Below are 23882 nucleotides of genomic sequence, written 5' to 3'. Positions count from 1 at the left end.
CGGGCCGACTCCGCTGGGCTGTGCGGCCTACGAGCAGATCGGCACGGAGCCCGTGGAATGCTCTGCCCGGTGACCTCGACTCTCGACGCCTCCGCTGCCGGCACCTGGACCCTGGGCACCCGCACCGTGAACCGGTTGGGACTGGGCGCCATGCGCCTGACCGGTACCGCCGCCTTCGACCTCGGCGGGCGTCGCGACCGAGCCACCTCGATCCGGGTCCTGCGGCAGGCCGTCGAGCTCGGCGTCGATCACATCGACACCGCGGCGTTCTACTTCTCACCGTGGCTGTCGGCCAACCAGCTGATCCACCAGGCCCTCGCCCCGTACGACGACGACCTCACCATCGTCACGAAGGTCGGCCCCGGCCGCGACCCGTCGGGTGAGTGGACGGCCTGGGCACGCCCGGACCAGCTCCGCGGCCAGGTCGAGCAGAACCTGCGAGAGCTCGGCCGCGACCACCTTGACGTCGTCAACTACCGCCACACCGGGCCGAGCAAGCCGGTGGCCGACCATGTCGGAGCCCTCGCCGCACTGGTGGACGACGGCCTGGTCCGGCACGTCGGCATCTCGAACGTGACCGCGGAGCAGGTCGACCACGCTCGCGCCGTCACCGAGATCGTCTGTGTCCAGAACCGCTACGCCGTCGCATGCCGGGAAGCCGGTGCGCGCGAGGTGCTCGACCACTGCGGGAAGCACGGGATCGCCTTCGTGCCCTTCTTCACCATCGCCGGCGACGGCCAGGAGGGCCGGCCCGCCGCCGACGCGAGCACCGCAGACGCCGTGCAGGCGGTGGCCGAGCAGCACGCGGTCAGTCCCGCCCAGATCCGGCTCGCCTGGTCCCTGGCCCAGGGCCCGCATGTTCTCGCGATCCCCGGGACCGGAGACCCGGCCCACCTGCAGGACAACATCGCCGCCGCGTCCCTGCGACTGACCGACGCCGACCTGCGCGCGCTGGACGCCCTGGGCTGAGCGGGCTCCACGACCACGGCCACGCGACCCGGTGACGACGGCCCTCGGGCGATGACGGCACGAGCAGGTCGCGTTCGTCAAGGGTGTCAGCGTCCCTGGAGACGGAGGCGCTGCTCAGCGCGACAGTGCCGTCTCCATGTCGAGGATCAGCTGCTGCAGATAGCTCTCGACGGAGATGCCGGTCTGGGCTGAGTGCGTACGGACTGTCAGCTCGGCCAGCAGCAGGCAGCCGCCGGCGAACGCCTCCGCGTCCGGTGCGGAGGCGATCAGCTGGGCTGCGGCAGCCGTGTCGCCGCGGTCGCGAGCGGCCAGCACGCCGGCCGCCTGCTGGGCGGCGTCGACCACCGCCAGCAGGTCCTGGCGGTGGTCGACGCCATCGTTCGCTGTCACGGGACGATCAGGCCGGGGGTCGAGGTCTTGGCCCGCTCGTAGCGGTCGGTGACATCGGCCCAGTTCACGACGTTCCACCACTCCTTGACGAAGGTGGCCTTATCGTTCTTGTACTGCAGGTAGTACGCGTGCTCCCACATGTCCAGGAACAGCAGCGGCACCATGCACACCGGCACGTTGCCCTGGTGGTCGTACAGCTGCACGATGTAGAGCCGCTGCGCAACCATGTCCCAGGTCAGGATCGACCAGCCGGAGCCCTGTACGCCGAGCGCGTTCGCCTCGAAGTGGGCGCGGAATCCGTCGAACGAGCCGAAGAACTCGTCGATCGCCGCGGCCAGGTCGCCCGTCGGCTTGTCACCGCCGTCGGGGGACATGTTGTTCCAGAACACCGTGTGGTTGACGTGGCCGCCGAGGTGGAACGCGAGGTTCTTCTCCAGGGTCGTGAGGCCGCCGAACGACTGGCCGTCGCGCGCCTCGGCCAGCTGCTCGACCGCGGTGTTGGCGCCCTTGACGTAGGTCTGGTGGTGCTTGCTGTGGTGCAGCTCCATGATCTGGCCCGAGATGTGCGGCTCGAGCGCGGCGTAGTCGTAGGGCAGCTGGGGCAGGGCGTAGTCGGGCACGGTGAGCTCCTCACTAGATGCGACTCAGTCGCATCTACTGTATCGACCGCTTGTCTGTCGCGGCCCGTCGGCGTTCGATCCCGGCCGGTGTTCCTGGAGCAGGCCGCAGCGGACGTCGCACTGTGCGAAACTGAGCCGCCGCCAACGCGGTTCAGTGCGTCGCAGGGGAGTGGGCAGGGCATGACGGAGCAGGTGGGGGTCGACCTCCGCGCCTATCTTCGGGCGGTTCGCAAGTACTGGAGGCTCGTGGTCCTCCTCGCGGTGCTCGGCACCGCCACGGCGACGTTCTTCACGCTGCGGACGCCACCGACGTACTCCAGCACCGTCACCTTCTTCGTCTCGACGCCCACCACGGCGGGCGACTCCCCGCTGTCGGGGGCGCAGTTCGGGCAGCAGCGGGTCAACAGCTACGTGCTCCTGGCTCCGAGCGAGCGCCTGGCCACCATGGTCGTGGAGAAGTCGGGTACCAGCCTGACGCCGCGCCAGGTCACCAAGCGGATCACCGCGGACGCCGACGTCAACACGGTGCTGCTCACGGTCCACGTGCAGGACGGCTCCCGGGAGCGGTCGCTGCGCCTGGCCAAGGCGGTCTCGACCGAGATGGTGACGCTGGTCGACCAGATCGAGAGCCAGGGCGGCAAGCGGCAGTCGCCGGTCGCCCTGGAGGTCGTGTCCGGGCCGACGCTCAAGCCGTACCCCGTTGCGCCGCAGAAGAAGAAGGACGTCGCCGCCGGCCTCGCGGTCGGCCTGGCGCTGGGCGTGCTCGCGGCGATCCTGCGCGACGTGCTCGACAACACCTTCCGCAGTCCGGACGTGCTGCGATCGGTGACGCGTCAGCCGGTGCTCGGCTCGATCGGGTTCGACCGCGGGGCGGCCGACCGCCCGCTGGTCCTCGGCGCCGCCAACGGCACCCCGCGCGCCGAGGCGTTCCGCCAGCTGCGGACCGGCCTGCAGTTCATCAATGTCGACGAACCCGTGAAGGTCCTGGTCGTGACGTCCTCGACGGCGCAGGAGGGCAAGTCCTCCACGTCGGCGAACCTCGCGCTGGCCTTCGCGGAGGCCGGATCGAGCGTGCTGCTCATCGAGGCCGACCTGCGCCGGCCGAAGGTGTGCGACTACCTCGGCCTGGACCGCTCGGTGGGGCTGTCGAACGTGCTCGCCGGGCAGGCCGACCTCGACGACGCCGTCCAGCCGTTCGGCCGGCACCAGCTGATGGTGCTCTCCAGCGGCTCCATCCCGCCGAACCCCTCCGAGCTGCTCGGCACCCGCAACATGATCGACCTGCTGGCCCGCGCCCGCGAGGAGTGCGACATGGTCATCATCGACACGCCGCCCCTGCTGCCCGTCACCGACGCCGCGGTCGTCGCGGCCCACGCCGACGGCGCGCTGCTGGTGGTCCGGCACGGTGACACCAAGCGGTCGCACGTGCAGCAGTCGCTGCGCTCGCTGGAGGCCGTCGGCGCATCCGTGCTCGGCTGCGTCCTCACCATGACGCCGCGCCCCAAGCGCACGAAGACCGACGGGTACGAGACGTACGACTCCGTGCCGGTGGAGGCCGCGCCGGAGACGACCGACCGCAACGAGTCCTCGCCGGCGCCCCTGCCGCGAGCGCGCAGCCTGCGCGAGGTCCAGGACGAGACGATGGAGATGCCGGTGCCGGCCCGCCGGCTGCCGACCTCCAGGAAGTCCGGCACCACGACGACCACCGAGGAAGAGTCGTGAGCCCGGTCGTCCTGGGTCGCCTCGGGTCGTGAGCGGCGCCGGCCCGTCGCGCACGGTACTGATCGCGCACCCGTCGGCGGACGTCTACGGCGCCGATCTGCAGATGCTGCAGAGCATCTCGGGACTGACCGGTCGCGGCTGGCGGGTCGTGGTGGCCGTGCCGGACGACGGCCCGCTGGTCGAGCGCATCGTCGCGGCCGGCGGTGAGGTCCGCACGGTGGACTTCCCCGTGCTGCGCCGGGCCAGCGCGTCACCGGGCGGTCTCGTCCGGCTGAGCGCGAGCGTCGCCAGGACCCATCGCGTGCTGCGGCGGACGATCCGCGAGACCTCGGCCGACGTCGTGTACGCCAACACCGTCACCGTGCCGTGGTGGCTGCTCGCCGCCCGGACGTCGCGTACCCCGAGCCTGTGCCACGTCCACGAGGCGGAGCGCAGCGACCCGCGGGCCGTCCGCACCGTCCTCACCGCGCCGCTGCTGCTGGCCGACCGGGTCGTCCTCAACAGCCAGACCAGCCTGCGGACCGCAGCCGAGGCGGTCCCGCGCCTGCGGCGTCGCGGGCACGTCGTCCACAACGGGGTGCCCGCCCCGGTCGAGCCGCCGACGGACGGGGTCCCGACGCAGGGCCGGGTCCGGCTCGTGGTGATCTCTCGTCTCTCCCCCCGCAAGAGCTGCGCCGACGCGATCCGCGCGGTCGGGCTGCTGCGCGCGGCAGGCGTACCCGCCGAGCTGGACGTCTACGGCACGGTCTTCCCGGGTTACGAGTGGTACGCCGAGGAGCTGCGCGCGCTGATCGACGAGCTCGGGCTGGTCGACTCGGTCCGGCTGCGGGGGTACGTCAGCCCGGTGTGGGCAGCCCTGGCGGAGGCGCACGTCCTGCTCGCGCCGTCCTCGCGCGAGTCGTTCGGCAACGTCGTGGTCGAGGCGCAGCTCGCTCGCCGCCCGGTCGTGGCGGCCGCAGGCGGCGGCCACCTGGAGACCGTCGAGGACGGACGTACCGGACTGCTGGTCGAGCCGGGCGACCCGGCCGCGCTCGCCGCCGCCGTACGCCGGCTCGTCGACGACCCGGCCCTCGTCGCCTCGCTCGTCGAGACCGCCGAACGCCAGGCGCACGAACGGTTCTCGGTCGAGCAGTACGCCGACCGGCTGGACGAGGTGGTCACGGCGCTCGCGGCGGGCCCCTCAGGGCGGGTCAGGCGGTGAGCCGCAGGACGGCCGTGCTCCGGCTCGCGCGGGACGGCGACTTCCGGCGAGCGACCGCGCGCAAGGTCGCGCAGCGGGGCCGGGCATCGGTGCGGGGGAGTGCCGGCGCGCGGATCGGTGCCGGTGTCCGCCTGACCGGCCCCGGTGAGTACCTGCTGCACCGCGGCTCGCTGATCCACGACGGGGTGCAGGCGTTCGTCGCCGACGGCGCGGTCCTGGAACTCGCACCGCGCTCGGCCATCGGCGCCCGGTCGGTGGTCAACGTCGCGACGCGCGTGAGCATCGGCGCCGGGACGCAGGTGTCCTGGCAGTGCCAGATCCTCGACACCGACTTTCACGAGATCCGCGACGAGGACGGCCGCGCCGGGCCGGTCAGCGCACCGGTGACGATCGGCGAGCACGTCCTGATCGGTACCGGCGCGATCATTCTCAAGGGCGTGACGATCGGCGACCACGCCGTGGTCGGAGCCGGCTCGGTCGTGAGCGGTGACGTCCCCGCGTACTCCGTCGTGGCAGGCAACCCGGCCCGCGTCGTCGGACGCACCTCGGGCTGGTCCTGATCGCGGTCACCCGTGCCCTCGCAGCTCGCCGTCGCGAGCGATGAGTCCGGTGGGCACGGGCAGCAGCTCGGGCTGGACGAGAGGACTGCCGGTGCCCATGACCACGATGCGCTCGTCGCCGGCGACCCACCCGCGGTCGGCCAGCACCCGCGCCGCGTGCACCGCGACCGCTCCCTCGGGCGAGAGCAGCAGGCCGTCACCGCGGGCGCACTCGTCCCGGGTGGCGAGGGCGTCCTCGTCATCCACCGCGACCGCGGTCCCGCCGCCCGCCCGCAGGGCGCGGAGCACCTGCCGGCCGCCGAGCGGGCCGGCGACCGTGATGCCGTACGCGATCGTCTCGGGGTTCGGGAAGGGCTCGACGTCGTCCGCGCCGCGCTCGAACGCGTCGACGACCGGGGCGCAGCCGGAGGACTGGGCGGCCACGAACCGGGTCGTCGGGCCGGTGAGCCAACCGAGCTCGCGCAGCTCCGCGAACGCCTTGGCGATGCCGATGAGGCCGACGCCGCCGCCGGTGGGGTAGACGACGACCTCCGGCGCGCGCCAGCCCAGCTGCTCGGCGATCTCCAACCCCATCGTCTTCTTGCCCTCGACGCGGTAGGGCTCCTTGAGCGTCGACACGTCGAACCAGCCGCGGGCCGCAGCAGCACGACCGACCAGTCGCCCCGCGTCCCCGATGAGGCCGTCGACGACCTGGACGTCGGCCCCGGCCGCGGCCGCCTCGCCACGCGTGACCGAGGGTGCGGCGCCGGGCACGGCGACGGTGACGTCGAGGCCGTGCCGGCGTCCGTACGCAGCCCACGCCGCGCCGGCGTTGCCGTTGGTCGGCAGCGCGACGTGGGTGGCGCCCAGCTCGGCGGCGCGGGCAGCGCCCACGGCCGCGCCCCGAGCCTTGAAGCTGCCGGTCGGGTTGAGGCCCTCGTCCTTGACGACCAGACCCGGCAGTCCCAGCGACGGCAGGTTCAGCAGCGGCGTCTCGCCCTCGCCGAGGGTCAGGCGGCGCGCGTCGTCGCGTACCGGGAGCAGCTCGGCCCATCGCCAGATGCCGCGAGGACGACGCGCGATCTCGTCTGGTGTGACCGTGACGCCTTCCAGGTCGTAGCGCGCGAGCAGCGGTCCGCCGCACTCGCACAGGTTCTGCAGCCGGTCGGCGTCGTGCTCGCGGCCGCAGTCGGAGCACTGGAGGTGGGAGAGGGCGCTTCGCATCCGCCCCAGCATGCCCCAGGCCACCGACGGCGCACGTTCGGGCGACGCGCTGACACCCACACGCCGCCACCAGCTCAGCAGATGGTCAGTGCCCCGGTGGCGGACAACAGGAGCCCTACTCGTTGAGCAGGTCTCGAAGTGCAGTGGCCGCCAGTGAATCGCCGCCGGCGATCGCGAGCCGGTAGTGCAGTGCGGCGTCCTCGAGCTGGCCGTCCGGCTCGAGGAGGACGGCCAGGTTGTGATGAGCATGCGCGTCGCCGAGGTCGGCCGCGGCAGTGAGCACCGCTCGAGCTCGTTCATCGTCGCCGAGCAGATCGCTGTACACGTTCGCGAGGGGCAGCATGCACTCCACCTCACCCACGCTGCTGCCCTGCTCGAGCACCGTGCGCGCCTCGTTGACCCGGCCGGACATCAGCAACAGCGCACCCAGGTCAGCGCGGGCCGAGGGGAGGAGATCGGCGCCTGCCCGTAGCGCGGTTTCCAGGCCAGGATCCCGCGTCCGGCACCACTGCCAGCACGCCACCACGGCCGCGGCGAGCTGGTCACCGGCGTCGGCAGACCGCTGCGCCGCGGTCATCGCCCGGTCCCGGCCACCTTGGTCATGGAGCAGCATCGCCAGACGCAACGCGCCGCTGCGGTCGCCGGTCGCTTCAGCCTGCTCGTACGCACGGGCCGCGCCGACCAGGTCACCCAGCTCCTCCAGGACCAGCCCGAGGTTGGCCCAGGCGTCTGTCTCGCCTCGGGCGAGCGCAAGTTCGAACGCCGGGATCGCGGCCTCGTGCCGCTCCTGCCTGACGAGTGTGTTCCCGAGGTTGAACGCACCCTCGGGCGAGCCCAGGCCGCTCGCGCGCCTGAAGCACGTCTCCGCGTCCTCGATGCGGCCGGCATCGAACAGGTCGCACCCCAGATCGAGCAGCACGCCGACGTCGGTACTGTTTCCGCCCGCCGCCAGCCGCGCGTCCAGCCCCTCCACCATGGCCACATCGTGACGCCGCACATGTGACGACGCACCACGGTTTCACCGCCAGCCCGTCAAACAGAGGCTGTCCGACGGTCGCCAAGGCCTTCACCGCCGCGGCGACTCAGTGTCGATCGTTTCCGGGCCGCGATACGCCGCCCGCAGGTGACGGCTCAGTGACCGGCTCAAAAGTCGGCGGGTTCGCGGCTCAGCTGCCTGATCCTCACATTGCGAGCAGCTCGGCAGCCGACCGTCCATCAAGACACTCGCTCGGCAGAGCTGCGGAAAGGTGAGGCCACGGTGGCATCGGGGCCACCGCTTGGCGATCCGCGTGGCACGATCGCGCTCATGTCAGGCAACGTTCGCGGCTGGTGGTCCGGCTTCTCAAAGGCTCAGCAGGCGGCCATGTGCGTCGCCGCGTTGCTCGTGATGGCCGCGGTCGCGTACTTCGCCTACTTCGCATATTTGCTTCTCACCTGGCCTGACTTCGAGTAGCGCGTGAGCATCGACATGGTGACGCCCATCACGGGCTGTCTCAGGAAGATGGCCGGCCGCGCACTGCTGACCCGATGTCGATCGTTTTCGAGCCACGCCGTCGACCACGTCCAGGCGGCCGTCAGTCCGGCTCAATACCCTTGGCTCAGTAAGCCATGGAGTGAGAGTGGCTCACTATCCGTCATTTTGAGCCGGGGTACGAGAGTGGGGCGTGGCGTCGTGCGGGTACGCACGGGTCTGAACGATCGCGCGCAGGAAGCTTAAGGTGCTGGTCGACGGTCGGCCGGACCAGGGCGACTACGCGGCACCCGCAGGTCCGCCCCGGGGCTAGAAGGGCAGTGCCTCGCTGTCGGTATCCGGGACTGGGTCGCCCGGGTCCAGCAGTGACAGCAAGTCGAGCCGCAGCCGGTAGACGTTGCGCTGCCGAGGCTCACCTTGTGACTGGTACGTGTCTCGCTCGATGTCCAGCAAACCTGCGCTTACGAGTTCCGTAGTGGCCCGCGTCCACGTGTCGTCGGAGAGGCCGTACTGACGTTTCCGGATGCCGTCGACCCACGCCTTCTGGCCAGGGCGGCCATGGGTTAGCTCCTTGAGTACGACGATCAATGTGATAGCCCGCGGAGACAGCGCGACGAACCAGCCCCGCTGCCACAGCGTGATCGGAAGGGTGATCCACGGGTTTCCGAGGCTCACCTCGCCCCAGGGCTTGCCGCTACCGCGCGCGTCGAGGACGTGGGTGATGGGTACTCGGCCGCGGCGGTGCTCTCGGCGGACGAGGTCAAGGTTCTCGAGCTGCTTGAGGGCCGCGTTGACCCGTCGCGCGCCTGCGGTCTCGGGTTGCGGTAGCCCGAGGGCGGCCGCGAGCTCTGTTGCCGGCTTCGTGGTGGTGTGTGGGTCCTTGGTCGAGACCATGGCAACGGTGAGGTACGTCTTCACCAGGAGCCCGTTTCGGCGCAGCAGCATGGCCAGCACCGGGTCGGCGACCTTGCTCTGGCCGTCCCGCGCAAAGGCCTGGGGGAGTTGGACGGTCGACCGCTTGGACTGCTTTGCGATCTTCTCCAGCCGTTCGATGGCCTCCTGGTTGGGCCTGTCCACCATGGTCTCTGCTCCTCGGCGCCGAAGTCGTCGACCAAGTGAGCGGACCAACCAGTAATGCACAGGGGTACGCGGGGTACTCGGGGGTACTTGGCCCTTCTACTTTGTATATTACCGCTCAGGCGGATGGGGTGCGGCTGCTTATCAGGTAGGTGTCAACCCGCAGAAATGCAGGATGTCAACCCGCCGACTGGGAGGCTGTCACGCCGCACTACCGGTAGGTGTCTCGGTAGTGGTGATTTGGCGCTTGATGACCGATGGTGAGCATGAGGGACCGGCGCCAACTGGTGGCGCTTGGACGACGGCATGCCCTCGGCTCGTGAGAGCGTCAGAAAGGAGACGATCCACTGTGCGTGGCTTTCGTCTGTCGGTGCGCTGGGGCGCCGGGCGGCTCAGCATCACGCTTGAGCCCCACTAGGGGAGGGTGAGTCGCTGTGACTGCGAATCCGACGACTCACCCTCATTGAAGCGCGAGGCTGCAATGCCTCGCAACTCGGGGGCGTGGTGATTCATCACTGCGCCCCCGAGTGTCATAACCCGAGGGTGGTGGCGGCGTTGTCGGTCCAGGCGTGGTGGATGCGCACGTAGGTGCCGACGGTGGCCAGGGAGCGGTGGCGTGTCTGGTGGGCGATGGCGCGGTCGTTGGCGCCGCGCAGGTGGGCGTAGGTGACGAAGCCGGCGCGCAGGCTGTGGGCGCTGTAGCCGGTGGGATCCAGGCCCGCGCGGTTGATGGCCTTCTGGACCAGGGTGTTGATGGACTCCGGGTGCAGCGGCCGAGTGGTTGCAGTGTTGGCTTTGGTGACGCCGCGCAGCAGTGGCCCGTCGGTGATGCCCGCCAGCTGTGTCCAGTGCTGCAGGGCGACGACGGGGCAGCGGGCGGGGTTGCCGGAGCGGGGCAGGACGGCGAGCTCGGCGTGCTCGCCGTGCTTATTGCTCTTGGACCGGGGCAAGCTGAGAACCAGGCCGTTGGGGTGGTCGGTGACGTCGGCGGTGGTGAGGGCGGCCAGCTCGCTGCGGCGTAGCGCGGCGACGAATCCGACCAGCAGCAGGGCCCGGTCGCGGGCGCCGCTCAGGTCCGGCTCGTCGGGTCGGTCGGGATCCTTCCAGTGCTTGGTGGTGGGGCATGCGTCCAGTACGTCGAACAGGTCCGGGGGCATGAGCGGTTTGGCCTGCTCGGGGGGTGCGCCGTGGGTGCGGCGGATGCCCTCCCAGACGGCGATCACGCGGGCGTTGGCGGTGGGGTCGGGCAGGTTGCGCAGCTGGTGGGCGAACCGGATCGCGGACAGCCGGCGGGACATGGTGCCGACCTTGGCGCCGGCGGTCGCGAGGTTGGTGAGGTAGCCGGTGATGGTGGCCGGTGCGGCCGGTAGCGGTGCGCCGTCGCCGGTGGGGGAGTGGGTGCACCAGGCGGTGAACTCTGCCCAGTCGGAGCGGTACCCGCGCAGCGTGTTCGCGGCCCGGGCGGCCTCGACGTAGCCGGCCTCGGCGGTAGACAGCGGCACGTCATCCAGCAGTGCGATGGCGTCGGTCTCCGCCGGGCGGCCGGGGGAGTGGTCAACCATCGCTGCTCGCCTCGGGCGTGGCGGGTGCTCGGGTCAGCAGTCGGTTGGACAACTCGACCGCGGACAGGAAGTTCCAGAAGATCCAGTCCAGGAACTCCTCGGCGTAGTCGCCGCGCTCGTTCTGGGCGCGGTGGTGCCTGATGCGGTAGCCGTTCGCGAGCTGGAAGAGCAGGCCCTCGTCCTTCGTCAGCAGCTCATCCCTCAGCAGCGACCGCCGGTGCTCCAGGACGTCGGCGAGGTCCTTGCAGGCGCTGCGCTTGTCCTCGATCGTGACGTCACGACTTCGGAACAAGGCGATCGCATGATCGATCGGCCCCAGGTTGGCGGGCGCGTCTGGGACGTCCTCGCGTACCTGCTTCAGCAGGTCGGCCCGAGGGTCGGCAACCGCGGCCACGACTAGACCAACGTCCTCACCCTCCTCCGCTATCCGGTAGGCCGGCAGGTGACGAGCAAGGAGCTCGTTCACCTTCCACCTGTAGACGGCTTGCCCGGAGTGTTCGTCGAAGTCGGCGTAGTCGTAGTGCTCCTCGTAGTCGTGAGTCCACCGACGCTGGGGTCGAGCGACCAGGTCATGGACCACCTCAACGAGAGTAAGGAAGTCGTCCTGCGGCACGCCGGTCGCCGGATCGCCACCGACGAGCATCGGCGGCCACGCGATGTCCAACGAGGACTCTCGGGTGATCAGTCGCTGCAGCGTCGCGTTGTGCTCCTGGTAACCCTGTCCGTCGACGCACTGGTCTCCGCCGAATCGGTCCAGGTACCCCGTCGCATCAAGTCCTGCCACCATCGCGCCCCATTCCAGCTGTGCCACCACCAACGGATCGTTGGAGATCCGGTGGTAAGGCGAGAAGAGGAGCTCCGGCGCCGGTCCCGCCTGCCGCTCACGGAAATACCGCTTTCGGGCGTACATCGGCAAAGTGTCAAGGTGCTCTAGCACGCAGGTCGCGAGGTTGCGGGCCTCGTTGGAGGTTGGCGAGGCTAGGAAATCCCGGGCAGTTTGATCGGCCGCGTACCGAGCGTCCTCCTGCGGGTGCGGACCGTGGAACGCCTCCTCGAAGAGCAGCTCGAGTCGGTTCCCCAGCTCTGTCTCGTCCGAGCGAGCCAGCAGAGCCTGCAGCTCGGCACGGAACAGCTCGCGGGGCCAGGTCAGCGCGTAGCCGCGGGCGGGCTGGTCGGGGCTGAACATGAGGCCGACCCTACCGACTATCACACGGGATTCCGTGCATTATCCCACCCGATAGCGGCTCAATGACTCGCCGAGCGCGTCATCGTCGCCAGCAGGCAAGCGGGCCCGCTCCACAGGCCAAGGGGGTTGTCGGTGCCTGCAGGTATCCTGTGAATGCTCTGGGAATTACGTCGCTGTGGTTTCATGCCAGGCGGCCGGTCTCAGAGGAAGCGCCGACAGCGAAGCCCCGAAGGTCGGGGTTGCCAACGATCGGGGCCGGATACAAGTTGGTCGCTTGTCCGGGGACCGTACCGCACCGCGTTTCGGCCCGCTCCATCCGGGGCGGACGAGGAGCAATGAAGGTGCGCAGTGTTGGTGGGCGTCTGTCGGCGCGGAAGGCGAACCACATGGCAAAGCCCAGTAACCACGGCAAGGCCTGGTCGGCCGGCGACAACACTCGGCTGACCGATCTCGCCCGTCGTAACACGCCCACCCGGGTCATCGGACTCAAGATGGGACGCACCGAGGACGCCGTACAGTCACACGCCTCAGAGATCGGTGTGAGTCTCAAGCCGACGAACCAGTCGCCCTACGGGACGAAGAAGAAGTGACCGGCCCGGACGGCGGGCACCGGGTCCGCGTGAAGTGGACCTGCGTCCGCGGGCACGAGCACGACTTGTGCGTGCGAATCCGACGCGAGGTTCCACGTGAGCTGCGCTGCGCGGAGGCTCAGGAGGACGGCTACGGATTCGGGGGTGGTGGCGGATGCACGCTTCCGACTGATCTGACCGGCCGAGTCGAGCGAGAGCTGCGCGATCGGTTCCAGGACGCGAAGCGGCGGGGGTTCGTCGCCCTGGCGGCTTAGTTGGGACCGGCTGAGGCACGCGACCGGCGTTGTCGTGCCTCAGCCTGGTCGCCACGGGACACTACATAACTAAATTATCGGCATTTGCGATTACTTCTGTGCGGCAACATGATTCGGCAGCAATGACGAGTCTGGGTGCCGGGACTACAGGGTCGATGGCACGTACTGAACCGTGCAGTCCTCCGGCAGCGGTACAGTCCCGGCCGTGAGACTGACGGGGGTTGTTGGGGTTGGGCTGCTGGTCTGGCTGACGGCGGGATGCCAGACGGATGCGCCGAGGGCTGCTGCGCCCAAGTCCTCGACCACCGTGGCCACGCCGGCGGCCGTGGGCACGTCCGCGACCAGTGGTGTGCCGTCGGCTCCGCGCGGCTCGCGGCTGGCCAGGGCCGTGTCGTCCATGCGCGCGGCGAAGTCAGTCCGTTTCTCGGTCACCTCGGACCTCGCGGTTCCTGGCTTCAGGGTCCGCACCGTCCGCGACGTGCGGGTCGATGTGTCGCGCAACCGACAGCATGTGCGAGTGGTCATGACGCCCAGCGAGGGAAAGGAAGCGGGCAAGAAACTCGAGACCGACGTCGTGGTCACGTCGAAGGCGTACTACCTGACGATGCCTTCCTGGACCGACGCCCGACGAGGCAAGTGGCTGAGGTTTACCGGCTCGGCGATGGTGAACGCCGGCATTCCCGCTCCCGATCGCGCGAACACCACGGCCGTCCCGCTCGGGGTAGCCGAGTTCACCGCTGATCGCGGGGCGGATGGTACGGGCGCGAGCATCACGGGCACGGTCGATGCGGCCAGCGGAATGAACCTGCTCGGCATGCAGACCGCGCTGAGCAAGGACGCCCGGCTTAGTGACACGCTGGCGGGACGGATCCCCGCCGTGCTCACCTTCAAGCCGTCCGGGGCGATCGCATCCCTCACCGTGTCCGGTCGAGGGCACTCGGTGACCGGGTCGTCCACGACGACGCCGATGGACTATCTGCAAGAGATGATCACGGGCGCGACGGCCAAGCTCACTGTTGCTGACGTGGGGGGACCGGTCGACATCATCGTGCCGCCCAGGTCGAAGATCTACCGCGACTGAGCGATCGGATCCGCTTCGGCAACCCGTGTCGGGTATCGATGTCGGCTGTCGGTCGCTGTCGGCAGCACAGTTCGCGCATGAACGATCGATGGGCTGCCACGGCTCCAGAGCGGAATCGTCGTCGAGTCGAGAGGCTTCGGGGGAGGTCGGGCGTGGTGAGGACCGACCTGTCGGGTGGGCTGTGGCGCTACCGACCAGGGCAGGGGTTCGCTAGAGCGTCGGCGTACCACCCGGAGACCAGAGCGGGCAGCCGGTCGGAGGCCCAACGGCGGTGCGGTTCACCGCCGCTCGCGGCGGCGTCCAGCACCGCCCGGGCCAGCGCCGGGACGACGTCCTCGGACGGCGTCACGACGTGACCGTTCAGTCCGGCCAGTACGGGCGGCCCCCCGATGTCGAGGCACACCACCGGGCAACCGGCCGAGCTGGCCTCGCCCACGGCCCAGCCGGCCGAGTCGTGCATCGACGGGAAGAGCATCACCTGGGCGCGCCGGTACGCCTCCAGCACCTCAGCGCGCGGGCGGTGGCCGTGGAAAGTCACGCGATCCGCGACCCCGAGCGATCCGGCGTACGCCCGCAGCGAGGGCTCCAGCGGGCCGGTGCCGTAGATCTCCAGCCGCCAGTCGTGCAGGTCGGGCTCGGCGAGCGTCGCGATCGCCAACCGCGCGCCCTTCCACGGGATCAGCCGCCCGACGAACACCGCCAGTCCCGGCTCGCGCTCGGCCGCGACCCCGCCCGCGTACTCCGTGCCCTCGAACGCGGCGTTCGGCTCGACAACCGTTCGTCGCGCCCGGCGGAACCGGCGTGCGACGTCGCCGTTCTGCGCGACGACCAGCGACGCTCGGCGGGCGACCCGGTCGGTGAACGCGCGCCGGAAGGCCTCGCTCGCCGTCGTCCGGACCACCTCCGTCGCGACCGCGCGCGGCCCCAGCCAGCGAGCCAGCCGCCATGGCGCAGCGGTCGCACCACCGACCGGACCCCAGACCAGCGGTACGTCCTTCAGCGCCGCGACCCCACAGGGCAGCCAGTCGTTGGCGAACGTCACGTGGTGGGCGACGTCGAACCGGTGCATCACGTGCAGCTCGCGGGCCACGGAGGCCAGCTCGCGCTGCCACCAGGAGTAGTACCAGTACAGGTCGAAGCCGCGCTTCTTGTGCCGCAGCACCCGGGCCGGCAGGTCGTGGTAGCGCACGGTCAGGTGCGCCGCCGTCTCCGGGTCGTCGGCGAGCGCGGCTTCCAGCGAGGCCGCGTACACCGGGCGGGTGATCACCCAGACGTCGTGGTCGACGGCGGCAGCGCGTGCGAACGCCCATCCCGCACCCGCCTCAGGACCGTGCCCCGGCGCGCAGTGGTACGCACTGATCAGGACACGTCGTCGCCGGGCGGGAGGTGGCTCGCCCCCGGTCACATCGCCTCGGCGCGGGCGGCGTCGAGGCGGGCGGCGTCGATGCGGCGCAGCTCGGCGTACCACCGGGCCAGGGCGATCGCCAGGAGACCGACGTTGACCACGGCGAGCGCCGCGTAGATCCCGACGAACCCGGCGTGCCAGCCCCAGAGCAGGAAGGTCAGGCACAGCACGCCGTAGTCGTTGGGGATGACCAGCAGCGACCGGAGGACCGACGGCCTTGACAGGTCGGCGGTGACCGGCGGCATCGCCCCGGCGCGACGGCGCAGCTGCTCGGTCAGGATGATCGCGAAGAAGAACACCGCGGCCTCGGCGCAGAACGCGATCGGGACGAGCAGCCACCCGTCGCCGAGGTCGAACCCGCGGTACCAGCCGATCAGCACCGCGAGGTGCAGAGCCGAGATCTTGAGGCAGTCGACGACATGGTCGAGCCACTCGCCCGACATGCTGCCGGTCCCGGTCAGCCGGGCCAGCTGTCCGTCGGCGGCGTCGAGGGCGTAGCCGAGGACGAGCAGCATGGCGACGACCACGCCGGTCGCGAGGGACGGCGGAAGGAGCGCGAGCAGGACGATCCCCGTGAACGTCACCGCTGCGCTCACCAGGGTGACCTGGTCAGGGGTTCGACCGAGCTTGAAAGCCGTTGCGGCCAGACGTCGTCCGAGCGGTCGGTTCACCCATCGGGAGTACGCCGCCGCGCCCCGGTTGCTCTTCTGCGCGCCGGCGAGATGGTCGACGACGTCGCGCCAGGAGTCCTCCCGACCCACGGCCCGCACCCCGGTGCCCCCCATGTACATACCCCTTCGATCAGTTCACGTCCCGGATGACGCCGGTTCACCTATTGTGGCCTGCTGGGAGAGCAGTGCGCGGCCGGACGCCGCCAATCGACAGATCACCGAAGGGGACGGCTGTGCACATCGCACTCATCGGGACGCGAGGTGTGCCAGCCCATTACGGCGGGTTCGAGACGGCGGTCGAGGAGGTCGGTCGCCGCTTGGTGGCACGGGGTCATCGGGTCACCGTGTACTGCCGCGACGACGGCACCGGCGAGCGTCCGCGCACCTACCTGGGGATGGAGCTCGTCCACCTGCCGGCGGTGCGGCAGCGCAGCCTGGAGACGTTGAGCCACACCGCGTTGTCGGTCGTCCACCAGGTGGTCAGGGCACGCGCGGACGTGGCCGTCGTCTTCAACGCCGCCAACTCGATCTTCCTGCCGCTGCTGCGGATCGGGCGTACGCCGGCGGCCACGCACGTCGATGGGCTGGAGTGGCGCCGGGGCAAGTGGGGGCCGACCGGGCAGCGGTACTACCGGATGGCCGAGTCGCTGTCGGTGCGCTGGTCGGACGCGCTGATCGCCGACGCGGCCGGCATCGCGGACTACTACGTCGACGAGTTCGGCGCGATGACGCACCAGATCGCCTACGGCGCACCGATTCTCGACCACAGCGGCGCATCCGGCGTCGAGGGGCTCGGCCTCACGTCGCACGGGTACCACCTGGTCGTCGCCCGGTTCGAGCCGGAGAACCACGTCGACGTCGCCCTGGAGGGCTACCTCGCGAGCGCCGCGCGACTTCCGCTCGTCGTCGTCGGCTCGGCGCCGTACCGCAGCGCGCACGTCGAGCGCCTCGAGCGGCTCGCGGCGTCCGACCCGCGCGTCCGGCTGCTCGGCGGCGTCTGGGACCAGGACCTGCTCGACCAGCTGTACGCGAACGCCGCCACCTACGTGCACGGCCACTCCGTCGGCGGCACCAACCCCTCCTTGCTGCGCGCGATGGGCGCCGCGGCGTACACCGTCGCGTACGACGTGATGTTCAACCGCGAGGTGCTCGGGAGGACCGGGCGGTTCTTCGGCGGTGCCGCGGACCTCGCGGTGCTGCTGGAGGCCTCCGAGCGTCGTCCGGAGGAGATGCGGCGCCTCGGCGAGGACGCGCGTCGCCGGGCGGCCGACCGGTACACCTGGGACGACGTGGCGGCGCGCTACGAGAAGCTGTGCAGCGAGCTGGCCGAGGGCCTCTCCGAGCGGCGGCGCCGCAGCGGCCGGCGGTCGGGCGGGTCCCGGCGGCTGCGGGACGAGCGGCCCGCGGAGGACCTGGTCGCCTCAGGAGGCGAAGCCGTCCAGCGTGGCGCGTAGCAGCGTGCTCGAGGTGTGGATCGTGTACGGCAGGTAGCAGACCTCCACGCCGACACCCGCGAAGTCGCGCTCCAGCCGCTCACCCTTCGGCGTGCCACGCCAGTCGTCGCCCTTGAAGATCACGTCGAACGGGTGCAGCTGCCACATCTCCAGCTTCGTCGCGGCGGACTCGACCACGGCCTCGTCGACGAAGCGGATGTGCTCCACGATCTCCAGGCGCTCACCGAGCGGCACCACCGGCGCGCGACCCTTGGCCAGGAGCGCCTTCTCGTCCGAGACGACGCCGGCGATCAGGTGGTCGCACCGCTCCCGCGCGCGACGCAGGATGTTGAGGTGGCCGACGTGGAAGAGGTCGTAGACCCCGGGGGCGTAACCCACCCGTCCGACCGAGCCGTGCCGCGTCATCCTGATCCACCCCTGTCCCCTGAACGACCGCACCGGCCGGCCGCCATGCTAGGGCAAGCGCTCGCCCCGGCAGGCGGTATCGCGCAGACCGCCCGAGGGCGCCGCAGGCTCGGCCCGGTACGGATGTCGGAGCGCTCTGGCACCATGGAGACACCCCCTCCGATTCATCGGTGCGGGGTCGTTGTGCTGTCCAAGGAGATCTCGCCGTGACCCTCACGCCCCTGCTCGACGTCCTGGTGGCCGACCCCGCGGTCCGCCGCGTCCTCGACCTCGTCGGTACGGCCTCGGTCGTCGACGTGGCCGCGGCGCCCGGTGCCCGTGGGCCGCTCATCGCCGCTGTCGTCGACCGTGCCGAGCGGCCGGTGCCGGTGCTCGCGGTGACTGCCACCGGCCGGGAGTCGCAGGACCTCGCGGCCGCGCTGCGCTGCTTCCTGCCGCCGGAGTCCATCGCCGAGTTCCCGAGCTGGGAGACGTTGCCCCACGAGCGGCTGAGTCCACGCAGCGACACCGTCGGACGGCGGCTCGCGGTGCTGCGTCGCCTCGCCCACCCGGACGCCCACGACGCCACGCACGGTGAGCTCAAGGTCGTCATCGCCTCGGTGCGCGCGCTCCTGCAGCCGATCGCCAAGGGTCTGGGCGACCTGGAGCCGGTGGCGCTGAAGGTGGGCGACGAGCGTCCGCTGGAGGACATCGTCGAGGCGCTCGCGGCCGCCGCGTACACCCGGACCGACATGGTGGAGCGGCGCGGCGAGTTCGCCGTCCGGGGTGGCATCCTCGACGTCTTCCCGCCGACCGAGGAGCACCCGCTGCGGGTCGAGCTGTGGGGCGACACCGTCGAGGAGATCCGGTGGTTCAAGGTCGCCGACCAGCGCTCGATCGGGGTCGGCGACCGTGCGGGCGCCGGCGAGGACCGGGGTGTCGCCGAGCACGGTCTGTGGGCACCGCCGTGCCGTGAGCTGCTGCTGACCGACCAGGTCCGGCTGCGGGCCGCCGAGCTCGCGGAGCAGCTGCCCGGCGTCGCCGACCTGCTGCACAAGGTGGCCGAGGGCATCGCCGTCGAGGGCATGGAGTCGCTCGGCCCGGCGCTGCTCGACGAGGGCATGGAGACCCTCGTCGACGTGCTGCCCGAGCGCACCCACATCGTCCTGAGCGACCCCGAGCGCGTCCGCACCCGGGCGCACGACCTCGTCGCGACCAGCGCCGAGTTCCTCGAGGCGTCCTGGGCCAACGCAGCGGCCGGCAACGTCGTCCCGATCGACCTGCAGAGCGTGCTCGGTGCGGCGTCGTACTGGACCCTGTCCGACACCCGGGAGCACGCGATCGAGCGCGGCCACCCGTGGTGGTCATTGTCCTCGTTCGCCAGCGACGAGGACCTCGCCGAGTTCGTCGAGGACGAGCTGCCCGGCGAACGGGTGACGGTCGCGACCGAGGAGGTCCCCGCGTACCGCTCCAACACCGAGGCCGCCGTCGGCGACCTGCGCGACTGGGTACACGCGGGCCGGCGCGTCCTCGTCGTCACCGAGGGCCCGGGTCTGGCGCAGCGCGTGACCGAGGTGCTGCACGACAACGACGTGTCCGCACACTCCCTGGACGCCCTCGCGCCCGGCGCGGTCGAGATCACCACCGGCTCGCTCGGTCACGGGTTCGCGCTGCCGTCCAGCGACCTCGTCGTGCTCACCGAGTCCGACCTGACAGGTGCCGCCGCGTCCGCCGGCGGCAGCACCAAGGACATGCGCAAGATGCCGTCGCGGCGGCGCAAGGTCGTCGACCCGCTGCAGCTGCGTCCGGGTGACTTCGTCGTCCACGAGCAGCACGGTGTCGGCAAGTTCGTGGAGATGATGCAGCGCACCGTCGGCGGTGCGACCCGCGAGTACCTCGTGCTCGAGTACGCCCCGTCCAAGCGCGGCCAGCCCGGCGACCGGCTCTTCGTGCCCACCGACCAGCTCGACCAGGTCACCCGGTACGTCGGCGGCGAGATGCCCAACCTCAACAAGATGGGCGGCTCGGACTGGCAGACCACCAAGTCGCGCGCCCGTCGTCACGTCCGCCAGATCGCCGGCGAGCTCATCCAGCTGTACTCCGCGCGGATGGCCACGCCGGGTCACGCGTTCCCGCCGGACACCCCGTGGCAGCGCGAGCTCGAGGACGCCTTCGCCTACATCGAGACCCCCGACCAGCTCTCGTCCATCGACGAGGTCAAGGCCGACATGGAGAAGACCGTCCCGATGGACCGGCTGATCTGCGGTGACGTCGGGTACGGCAAGACCGAGATCGCGGTCCGCGCGGCGTTCAAGGCGGTCCAGGACGGCAAGCAGGTCGCCGTGCTCGTCCCGACGACGCTGCTGGTCAAGCAGCACCAGCAGACGTTCTCCGAGCGGTACGCCGGGTTCCCGGTCGTGGTGAAGTCGCTGTCCCGGTTCCAGAGCGACAGCCAGGCCCGCGAGGTCATCGACGGCCTGGCCGAGGGCAGCGTCGACCTGGTCATCGGCACCCACCGCCTGCTGTCCAAGGAGATCCGGTTCAAGGACCTCGGTCTGGTCGTGGTCGACGAGGAGCAGCGCTTCGGCGTCGAGCACAAGGAGCAGCTCAAGCAGCTGCGGACGGCGGTCGACGTCCTGGCCATGTCGGCGACGCCGATCCCGCGGACCCTGGAGATGGCCGTCACCGGCATCCGGGAGATGTCCACGCTGGCGACGCCTCCGGAGGAGCGGCACCCGGTCCTGACCTTCGTCGGCGGGTACGACGAGAAGCAGATCACCGCCGCGATCCGACGCGAGCTGATGCGCGAGGGTCAGGTCTTCTTCGTCCACAACAAGGTGCAGTCCATCGAGAAGACCGCGGCCCGGCTGCGCGAGCTCGTGCCCGAGGCCCGGATCGCCACGGCGCACGGCAAGATGAGCGAGCACCGGCTGGAGGAGGTCGTCGTCGACTTCTGGGAGCGGCGCTCGGACGTCCTGGTCTGCACGACGATCGTCGAGACCGGCCTGGACATCTCCAACGCCAACACCCTGATCGTCGAGCGTTCCGACGTCCTCGGGCTCTCCCAGCTGCACCAGCTGCGCGGTCGGGTCGGCCGTGGCCGCGACCGGGCGTACGCCTACTTCCTCTTCCCGCCGGACAAGCCGCTCACCGAGACCGCGCACGACCGGCTGGAGACCATCGCCAGCCACACCGACCTCGGCGCCGGCATGCAGGTCGCGATGAAGGACCTGGAGATCCGCGGCGCCGGCAACCTGCTCGGCGGCGAGCAGTCCGGCCACATCGCCGGCGTCGGCTTCGACCTGTACGTCCGGATGGTCGGCGAGGCCGTCGCGGACTTCCGTGGTGAGGGCGGCGACAAGGCGCCTGCGGAGGTCAAGATCGAGCTGCCCGTCGACGCGCACCTGCCGCACGACTACGTGCCGGGGGAGCGGCTGCGGCTGGAGGCGTACAAGAAGCTCGCCACCGTCCAGGACGAGGCAGGTCTGCAGGAGATCGTCGACGAGCTGAACGACCGGTACGGCCAGCCGCCGGAGCCGGTGCAGCACCTGATCGAGGTCGCCCGGCTGCGCACCGTCGCGCGGCAGGGCGGCGTGTCCGACATCGCCGTGCAGGGCAAGTTCGTCCGGTTCGGTCCGGTCGACCTGCGCGAGAGCCAGGCGCTGCGCCTGCAGCGGATCTACAAGGGCACGCTCGTCAAGGACGCGCTGCACCAGATCCTGGTCCCGGTGCCGACGACGGCGCCCGTCGCGGGTCATCCGCTGCGGGACACCGACGTGCTGCAGTGGGCCGCCCAGCTCATCCGAGCGGTGCTGCTGGACGACGTCCCGGCCGCTGCGGCCGCCTCGTCGTGAGCGGCCGGAGTGTGAGTGGCATCATGTCCCCGGCAGACCAAGGGAGAGGACCTCACGTGTTGCGCACCACCCGCCGTTCGCGGCGTACGGCCGGCCTGGCACTGCTCGCCGGGGCGACGCTGGCGGTCTCCGGCTGCGGCGGCCTGATGTCCGACGGCCGCACCGCCGCGACGTACGGCGACACCACCGTCACGACCGCCCAGGTCCAGGACGCGGTCAAGGACGTCTCCCGGGTCGCCCCGCAGACCGGTTTCGACGGCCAGAGCGCGGCGATCTTCCTCGCCCTGCGGCCCAAGCTGAACGAGCTGGCCGCGCGGTACGACCTCGGCGTCTCGCGGGACCAGGCGGAGAAGGCTCTGCAGCCGGTCGCCGACCCGAGCAACGCCGGCATCGACGCCGTGCAGTCCAACCTCACCTTCGGCACGCTGCGGGACAACCCGCGCTCGCAGACCGCGCTGGCCACGCTCGTCCGCAGTGCCGACATCAAGCTGAACCCTCGCTACGGCCGCTGGAGCAAGGGCGGCCCCGTCGAGGCGGGGAAGCTGAACAACTGGCTCAAGCAGTCCAGCGACTCCTGACGACCGCGTGACCCATCGCCTGACGATCCTGGTGACCAGCCCGCGGGTGGCCGCGGGGTTGCTGACCCGTGACGCCTGGCAGGTCCTCGGGTCCGCGACGCAGGTCCTGGCCGCGGACACCGAGGACCCCACGACCCACGCCGTGACCACATCGGGCGTCGAGGTCGTCACGACCGACGAGCAAGGTCTCCTACTGGCCCGACGGCTGGTCGAGCGGACCGGCGCGGGCGACGTCGTCTGGGTGGGTTCCCCCGACGGCGACCCCGGCCTCACCGACGCGCTCGCGGCCGAGCTGTCCCGGCTGGAGGAGCCGCCGGAGGTGGAGGTTCTCGTCGGGTCCTGGGACGTCCCCGGTGCGCGGCTGCTGGACGCCGTCGCCGTCATGGACGCGCTCCGGTCCCCGGGCGGCTGTCCCTGGGATGCGGAGCAGACGCACGCCAGCCTCGCGCCGTACCTGCTGGAGGAGGCCCACGAGACGGTCGAGGCGATCGAGACCGAGGACCTCTCGCACCTGGAGGAGGAGCTCGGCGACGTGCTGCTGCAGGTCCTCTTCCATGCACGGGTGGCACAGGAGCACGAGCAGGAGCCGTTCGACATCGACGACGTCGCCGCCGGGCTCGTCGCCAAGCTGGTGCGCCGCCACCCGCACGTGTTCGGGGACGGTGACGCGTCGACGCCGGCCGAGGTCGAGGCGTCCTGGGAGCGGATCAAGGCTGCGGAGAAGCCCGACCGCGCCCACGACGACCTGCTGGCCGGCATCCCGGCCTCGCTGCCGCTCCCGCTCGTCGTCGACAAGGTGCGGGCCCGGCTCGCGCGGCGAGGCGGGGACCCGGCGCTCGATGCGCGCCTGCTCGAGCTCGCGAGCCGGCTCGACACCCGGGCCGGTGAGGACTGGACCGACCTGCGCCTCCTCCTCGCGCCCCCACCCGACTAGCCCCTCACCCCCTCGGCAAAACCTGGCCGGCAGCACACGCATACCTGTGCCACTCACCACCTTCTGCCGGCCGAGCGGCGCGTCCCGCCCACCGCTGGTCGAGGAGGGCGGACGAAGTCAGGCCCGTACCGAGACCCGGTGCGCTGCCTACGGATCCAGCCCGACGTGCCCCAGGATTGATGCGACCACCTCGTCCAGCGGCGTCCGGGTGTCGATCTCCAGGGTCGCGCCGCGTCGCAGCAACGGCTCGACCGTCTCCTTGTACGCCAGCGCCTCGGCTCGTTCGGTCGCGTCCTTGCCGTAGTCGTTGGTGCTGCGGTGTTCGAGCCGCTCGGCCATCACCTCGACCGGCGCGCTGAGCAGGACGACCGCGTCGAACCGGTCGTAGAAGTCACCCTGGTTGCGCGCCGTGGCGGCGACAGCGAGCAACTCGCCGTCGGCGGTGCGCAGCAGCTCGTCCATCAGCTCGGGCACCAGCATCGGCTCATGCGTCGTCCCTCCGGCGTCCTCGACCGGCACCTCGTGCAGCCACGGACCGAGGTCGGTGTCGACCGTGCGGTGGCCGAGCGCGGCCAGCCGCTCGAGCACGCTGGACTTGCCCACGCCGGACAGTCCGGTGATCAGCACGCGTCGCACGGTCGCACCGTACGCCGCGCCCCGCCCGTCCCGGTCGCCCCGCCCGTCCCGGTCGCCCCGCCCGTCCCGGTCGCCCCGCC

22 protein-coding genes are annotated in these 23882 nt (G+C 70.8%); 11 read left to right on the top strand and 11 right to left on the bottom strand.

Translation table 11 applies throughout. The features are described from left to right. Nucleotides 1-69: 69 nt before the first annotated feature. Complete coding sequence (locus P4R38_RS19645; RefSeq protein ID WP_277193679.1) at nt 70-969, top strand: aldo/keto reductase; 900 nt, start codon at nt 70-72, stop codon at nt 967-969. Between the two features lie 114 nt (nt 970-1083). On the opposite strand, the gene P4R38_RS19640 is transcribed toward P4R38_RS19645, so the two are convergent. Next, nucleotides 1084-1359: a hypothetical protein gene (locus P4R38_RS19640; RefSeq protein WP_277193678.1), complete on the bottom strand. Its 276-nt coding sequence runs from the start codon at nt 1357-1359 to the stop codon at nt 1084-1086. Continuing rightward, nucleotides 1356-1979: a superoxide dismutase gene (locus P4R38_RS19635; protein WP_277193677.1), complete on the bottom strand. Its 624-nt coding sequence runs from the start codon at nt 1977-1979 to the stop codon at nt 1356-1358. Before P4R38_RS19635 ends, P4R38_RS19640 begins: the two co-directional genes overlap by 4 nt. A 180-nt stretch (nt 1980-2159) precedes the next feature. On the opposite strand from P4R38_RS19635, the gene P4R38_RS19630 reads away from it, so the two are divergent. Genes P4R38_RS19630 through P4R38_RS19620 form a run of 3 tightly spaced genes read left to right on the top strand, consistent with a single transcriptional unit; the run spans nt 2160 to nt 5462 of the window. Beyond that, the gene (locus P4R38_RS19630) at nt 2160-3701 is read left to right on the top strand and encodes a polysaccharide biosynthesis tyrosine autokinase (protein ID WP_277193676.1); all 1542 of its coding nucleotides are present in this window, start codon (nt 2160-2162) and stop codon (nt 3699-3701) included. A 28-nt stretch (nt 3702-3729) separates the two neighbouring features. Next, nucleotides 3730-4902, top strand: coding sequence for a glycosyltransferase family 4 protein (locus P4R38_RS19625; RefSeq protein ID WP_277193674.1), 1173 nt, complete (start codon nt 3730-3732; stop codon nt 4900-4902). Further along, nucleotides 4899-5462, top strand: coding sequence for an acyltransferase (locus tag P4R38_RS19620; protein WP_277193673.1), 564 nt, complete (start codon nt 4899-4901; stop codon nt 5460-5462). The genes P4R38_RS19625 and P4R38_RS19620 overlap by 4 nt, the downstream gene beginning before the upstream one ends. A gap of 6 nt (nt 5463-5468) precedes the next feature. On the opposite strand, the gene P4R38_RS19615 is transcribed toward P4R38_RS19620, so the two are convergent. Together P4R38_RS19615 and P4R38_RS19610 are read right to left on the bottom strand one after the other, a co-directional pair. Then, on the bottom strand, nt 5469-6665 hold the full coding sequence (locus P4R38_RS19615; RefSeq protein WP_277193672.1) for a threonine synthase: 1197 nt from the start codon (nt 6663-6665) through the stop codon (nt 5469-5471). A gap of 115 nt (nt 6666-6780) precedes the next feature. After that, nucleotides 6781-7641 (bottom strand): tetratricopeptide repeat protein, encoded by an 861-nt coding sequence (locus P4R38_RS19610; RefSeq protein WP_277193671.1) that lies wholly within the window; start codon nt 7639-7641, stop codon nt 6781-6783. 330 nt (nt 7642-7971) lie between these two features. On the opposite strand from P4R38_RS19610, the gene P4R38_RS19605 reads away from it, so the two are divergent. Next, nucleotides 7972-8118: a hypothetical protein gene (locus P4R38_RS19605; protein WP_277193669.1), complete on the top strand. Its 147-nt coding sequence runs from the start codon at nt 7972-7974 to the stop codon at nt 8116-8118. A gap of 327 nt (nt 8119-8445) precedes the next feature. On the opposite strand, the gene P4R38_RS19600 is transcribed toward P4R38_RS19605, so the two are convergent. The 3 genes from P4R38_RS19600 to P4R38_RS19590 form a co-directional block, all read right to left on the bottom strand. Next, the gene (locus P4R38_RS19600; RefSeq protein ID WP_277193668.1) at nt 8446-9216 is read right to left on the bottom strand and encodes a hypothetical protein; all 771 of its coding nucleotides are present in this window, start codon (nt 9214-9216) and stop codon (nt 8446-8448) included. Between the two features lie 527 nt (nt 9217-9743). Further along, nucleotides 9744-10775: a site-specific integrase gene (locus P4R38_RS19595; protein WP_277193667.1), complete on the bottom strand. Its 1032-nt coding sequence runs from the start codon at nt 10773-10775 to the stop codon at nt 9744-9746. Next, complete coding sequence (locus P4R38_RS19590) at nt 10768-11961, bottom strand: hypothetical protein (RefSeq protein ID WP_277193666.1); 1194 nt, start codon at nt 11959-11961, stop codon at nt 10768-10770. Before P4R38_RS19590 ends, P4R38_RS19595 begins: the two co-directional genes overlap by 8 nt. Before the next feature lie 386 nt (nt 11962-12347). On the opposite strand from P4R38_RS19590, the gene P4R38_RS19585 reads away from it, so the two are divergent. Together P4R38_RS19585 and P4R38_RS19580 are read left to right on the top strand one after the other, a co-directional pair. Continuing rightward, nucleotides 12348-12551, top strand: a complete 204-nt coding sequence (locus P4R38_RS19585; RefSeq protein WP_277193664.1) for a hypothetical protein — start codon at nt 12348-12350, stop codon at nt 12549-12551. Between the two features lie 459 nt (nt 12552-13010). Further along, entirely contained in the window at nt 13011-13886 is an 876-nt protein-coding gene (locus P4R38_RS19580) for a hypothetical protein (protein WP_277193663.1), read from the top strand. A 187-nt stretch (nt 13887-14073) separates the two neighbouring features. Here P4R38_RS19580 and P4R38_RS19575 read toward each other — a convergent pair whose 3' ends face one another. Then, nucleotides 14074-15153: a glycosyltransferase gene (locus P4R38_RS19575; protein WP_277193662.1), complete on the bottom strand. Its 1080-nt coding sequence runs from the start codon at nt 15151-15153 to the stop codon at nt 14074-14076. Nucleotides 15154-15287: 134 nt separating this feature from the next. Then, nucleotides 15288-16076 carry a CDP-alcohol phosphatidyltransferase family protein gene (locus P4R38_RS19570; protein ID WP_277193661.1) on the bottom strand — a complete coding sequence of 263 codons (789 nt, stop codon included), beginning with the start codon at nt 16074-16076 and terminating at the stop codon, nt 15288-15290. A 119-nt stretch (nt 16077-16195) separates the two neighbouring features. Between P4R38_RS19570 and P4R38_RS19565 the strand changes: the two genes are divergently transcribed. Continuing rightward, the gene (locus tag P4R38_RS19565; RefSeq protein WP_277193660.1) at nt 16196-17416 is read left to right on the top strand and encodes a DUF1972 domain-containing protein; all 1221 of its coding nucleotides are present in this window, start codon (nt 16196-16198) and stop codon (nt 17414-17416) included. On the opposite strand, the gene P4R38_RS19560 is transcribed toward P4R38_RS19565, so the two are convergent. Then, entirely contained in the window at nt 17384-17821 is a 438-nt protein-coding gene (locus P4R38_RS19560) for an adenylyltransferase/cytidyltransferase family protein (RefSeq protein ID WP_277193659.1), read from the bottom strand. The genes P4R38_RS19565 and P4R38_RS19560 overlap by 33 nt on opposite strands. Before the next feature lie 206 nt (nt 17822-18027). Between P4R38_RS19560 and mfd the strand changes: the two genes are divergently transcribed. From mfd to P4R38_RS19545, 3 genes are read left to right on the top strand one after another with little or no spacing between them, the layout of a single operon-like run. After that, a complete protein-coding gene (mfd, locus tag P4R38_RS19555) occupies nt 18028-21654 on the top strand; it encodes a transcription-repair coupling factor (protein ID WP_277193658.1) in 3627 nt (1208 codons plus the stop codon). Nucleotides 21655-21710: 56 nt separating this feature from the next. After that, on the top strand, nt 21711-22232 hold the full coding sequence (locus tag P4R38_RS19550; RefSeq protein ID WP_275236773.1) for a hypothetical protein: 522 nt from the start codon (nt 21711-21713) through the stop codon (nt 22230-22232). Between the two features lie 7 nt (nt 22233-22239). After that, the gene (locus tag P4R38_RS19545; protein ID WP_277193655.1) at nt 22240-23166 is read left to right on the top strand and encodes a MazG family protein; all 927 of its coding nucleotides are present in this window, start codon (nt 22240-22242) and stop codon (nt 23164-23166) included. Nucleotides 23167-23313: 147 nt separating this feature from the next. Here the strand turns inward: P4R38_RS19545 and P4R38_RS19540 are convergent. Then, the coding region (locus P4R38_RS19540; RefSeq protein WP_277193654.1) for an AAA family ATPase at nt 23314-23882 on the bottom strand (569 nt) is incomplete at its 5' end.

Source organism: Luteipulveratus flavus (assembly GCF_029439465.1).
GTDB lineage: Bacteria > Actinomycetota > Actinomycetes > Actinomycetales > Dermatophilaceae > Luteipulveratus > Luteipulveratus flavus.
Note: the sequence above shows the minus strand (reverse complement) of the source record. Positions and strands in the feature narration are given on the sequence as shown.

What these genes read in the sequence shown, in the direction of transcription:
- P4R38_RS19595 (WP_277193667.1), bottom strand. Translation starts at nt 10,775, where the DNA reads ATGGTTGACCACTCCCCCGGCCGCCCGGCGGAGACCGACGCCATCGCA.
- P4R38_RS19610 (WP_277193671.1), bottom strand. Translation starts at nt 7,641, where the DNA reads ATGGTGGAGGGGCTGGACGCGCGGCTGGCGGCGGGCGGAAACAGTACC.
- P4R38_RS19605 (WP_277193669.1), top strand. Translation starts at nt 7,972, where the DNA reads ATGTCAGGCAACGTTCGCGGCTGGTGGTCCGGCTTCTCAAAGGCTCAG.
- P4R38_RS19590 (WP_277193666.1), bottom strand. Translation starts at nt 11,961, where the DNA reads ATGTTCAGCCCCGACCAGCCCGCCCGCGGCTACGCGCTGACCTGGCCC.
- P4R38_RS19560 (WP_277193659.1), bottom strand. Translation starts at nt 17,821, where the DNA reads ATGACGCGGCACGGCTCGGTCGGACGGGTGGGTTACGCCCCCGGGGTC.
- P4R38_RS19615 (WP_277193672.1), bottom strand. Translation starts at nt 6,665, where the DNA reads ATGCGAAGCGCCCTCTCCCACCTCCAGTGCTCCGACTGCGGCCGCGAG.
- P4R38_RS19600 (WP_277193668.1), bottom strand. Translation starts at nt 9,216, where the DNA reads ATGGTGGACAGGCCCAACCAGGAGGCCATCGAACGGCTGGAGAAGATC.
- P4R38_RS19585 (WP_277193664.1), top strand. Translation starts at nt 12,348, where the DNA reads ATGGCAAAGCCCAGTAACCACGGCAAGGCCTGGTCGGCCGGCGACAAC.
- P4R38_RS19570 (WP_277193661.1), bottom strand. Translation starts at nt 16,076, where the DNA reads ATGGGGGGCACCGGGGTGCGGGCCGTGGGTCGGGAGGACTCCTGGCGC.
- P4R38_RS19630 (WP_277193676.1), top strand. Translation starts at nt 2,160, where the DNA reads ATGACGGAGCAGGTGGGGGTCGACCTCCGCGCCTATCTTCGGGCGGTT.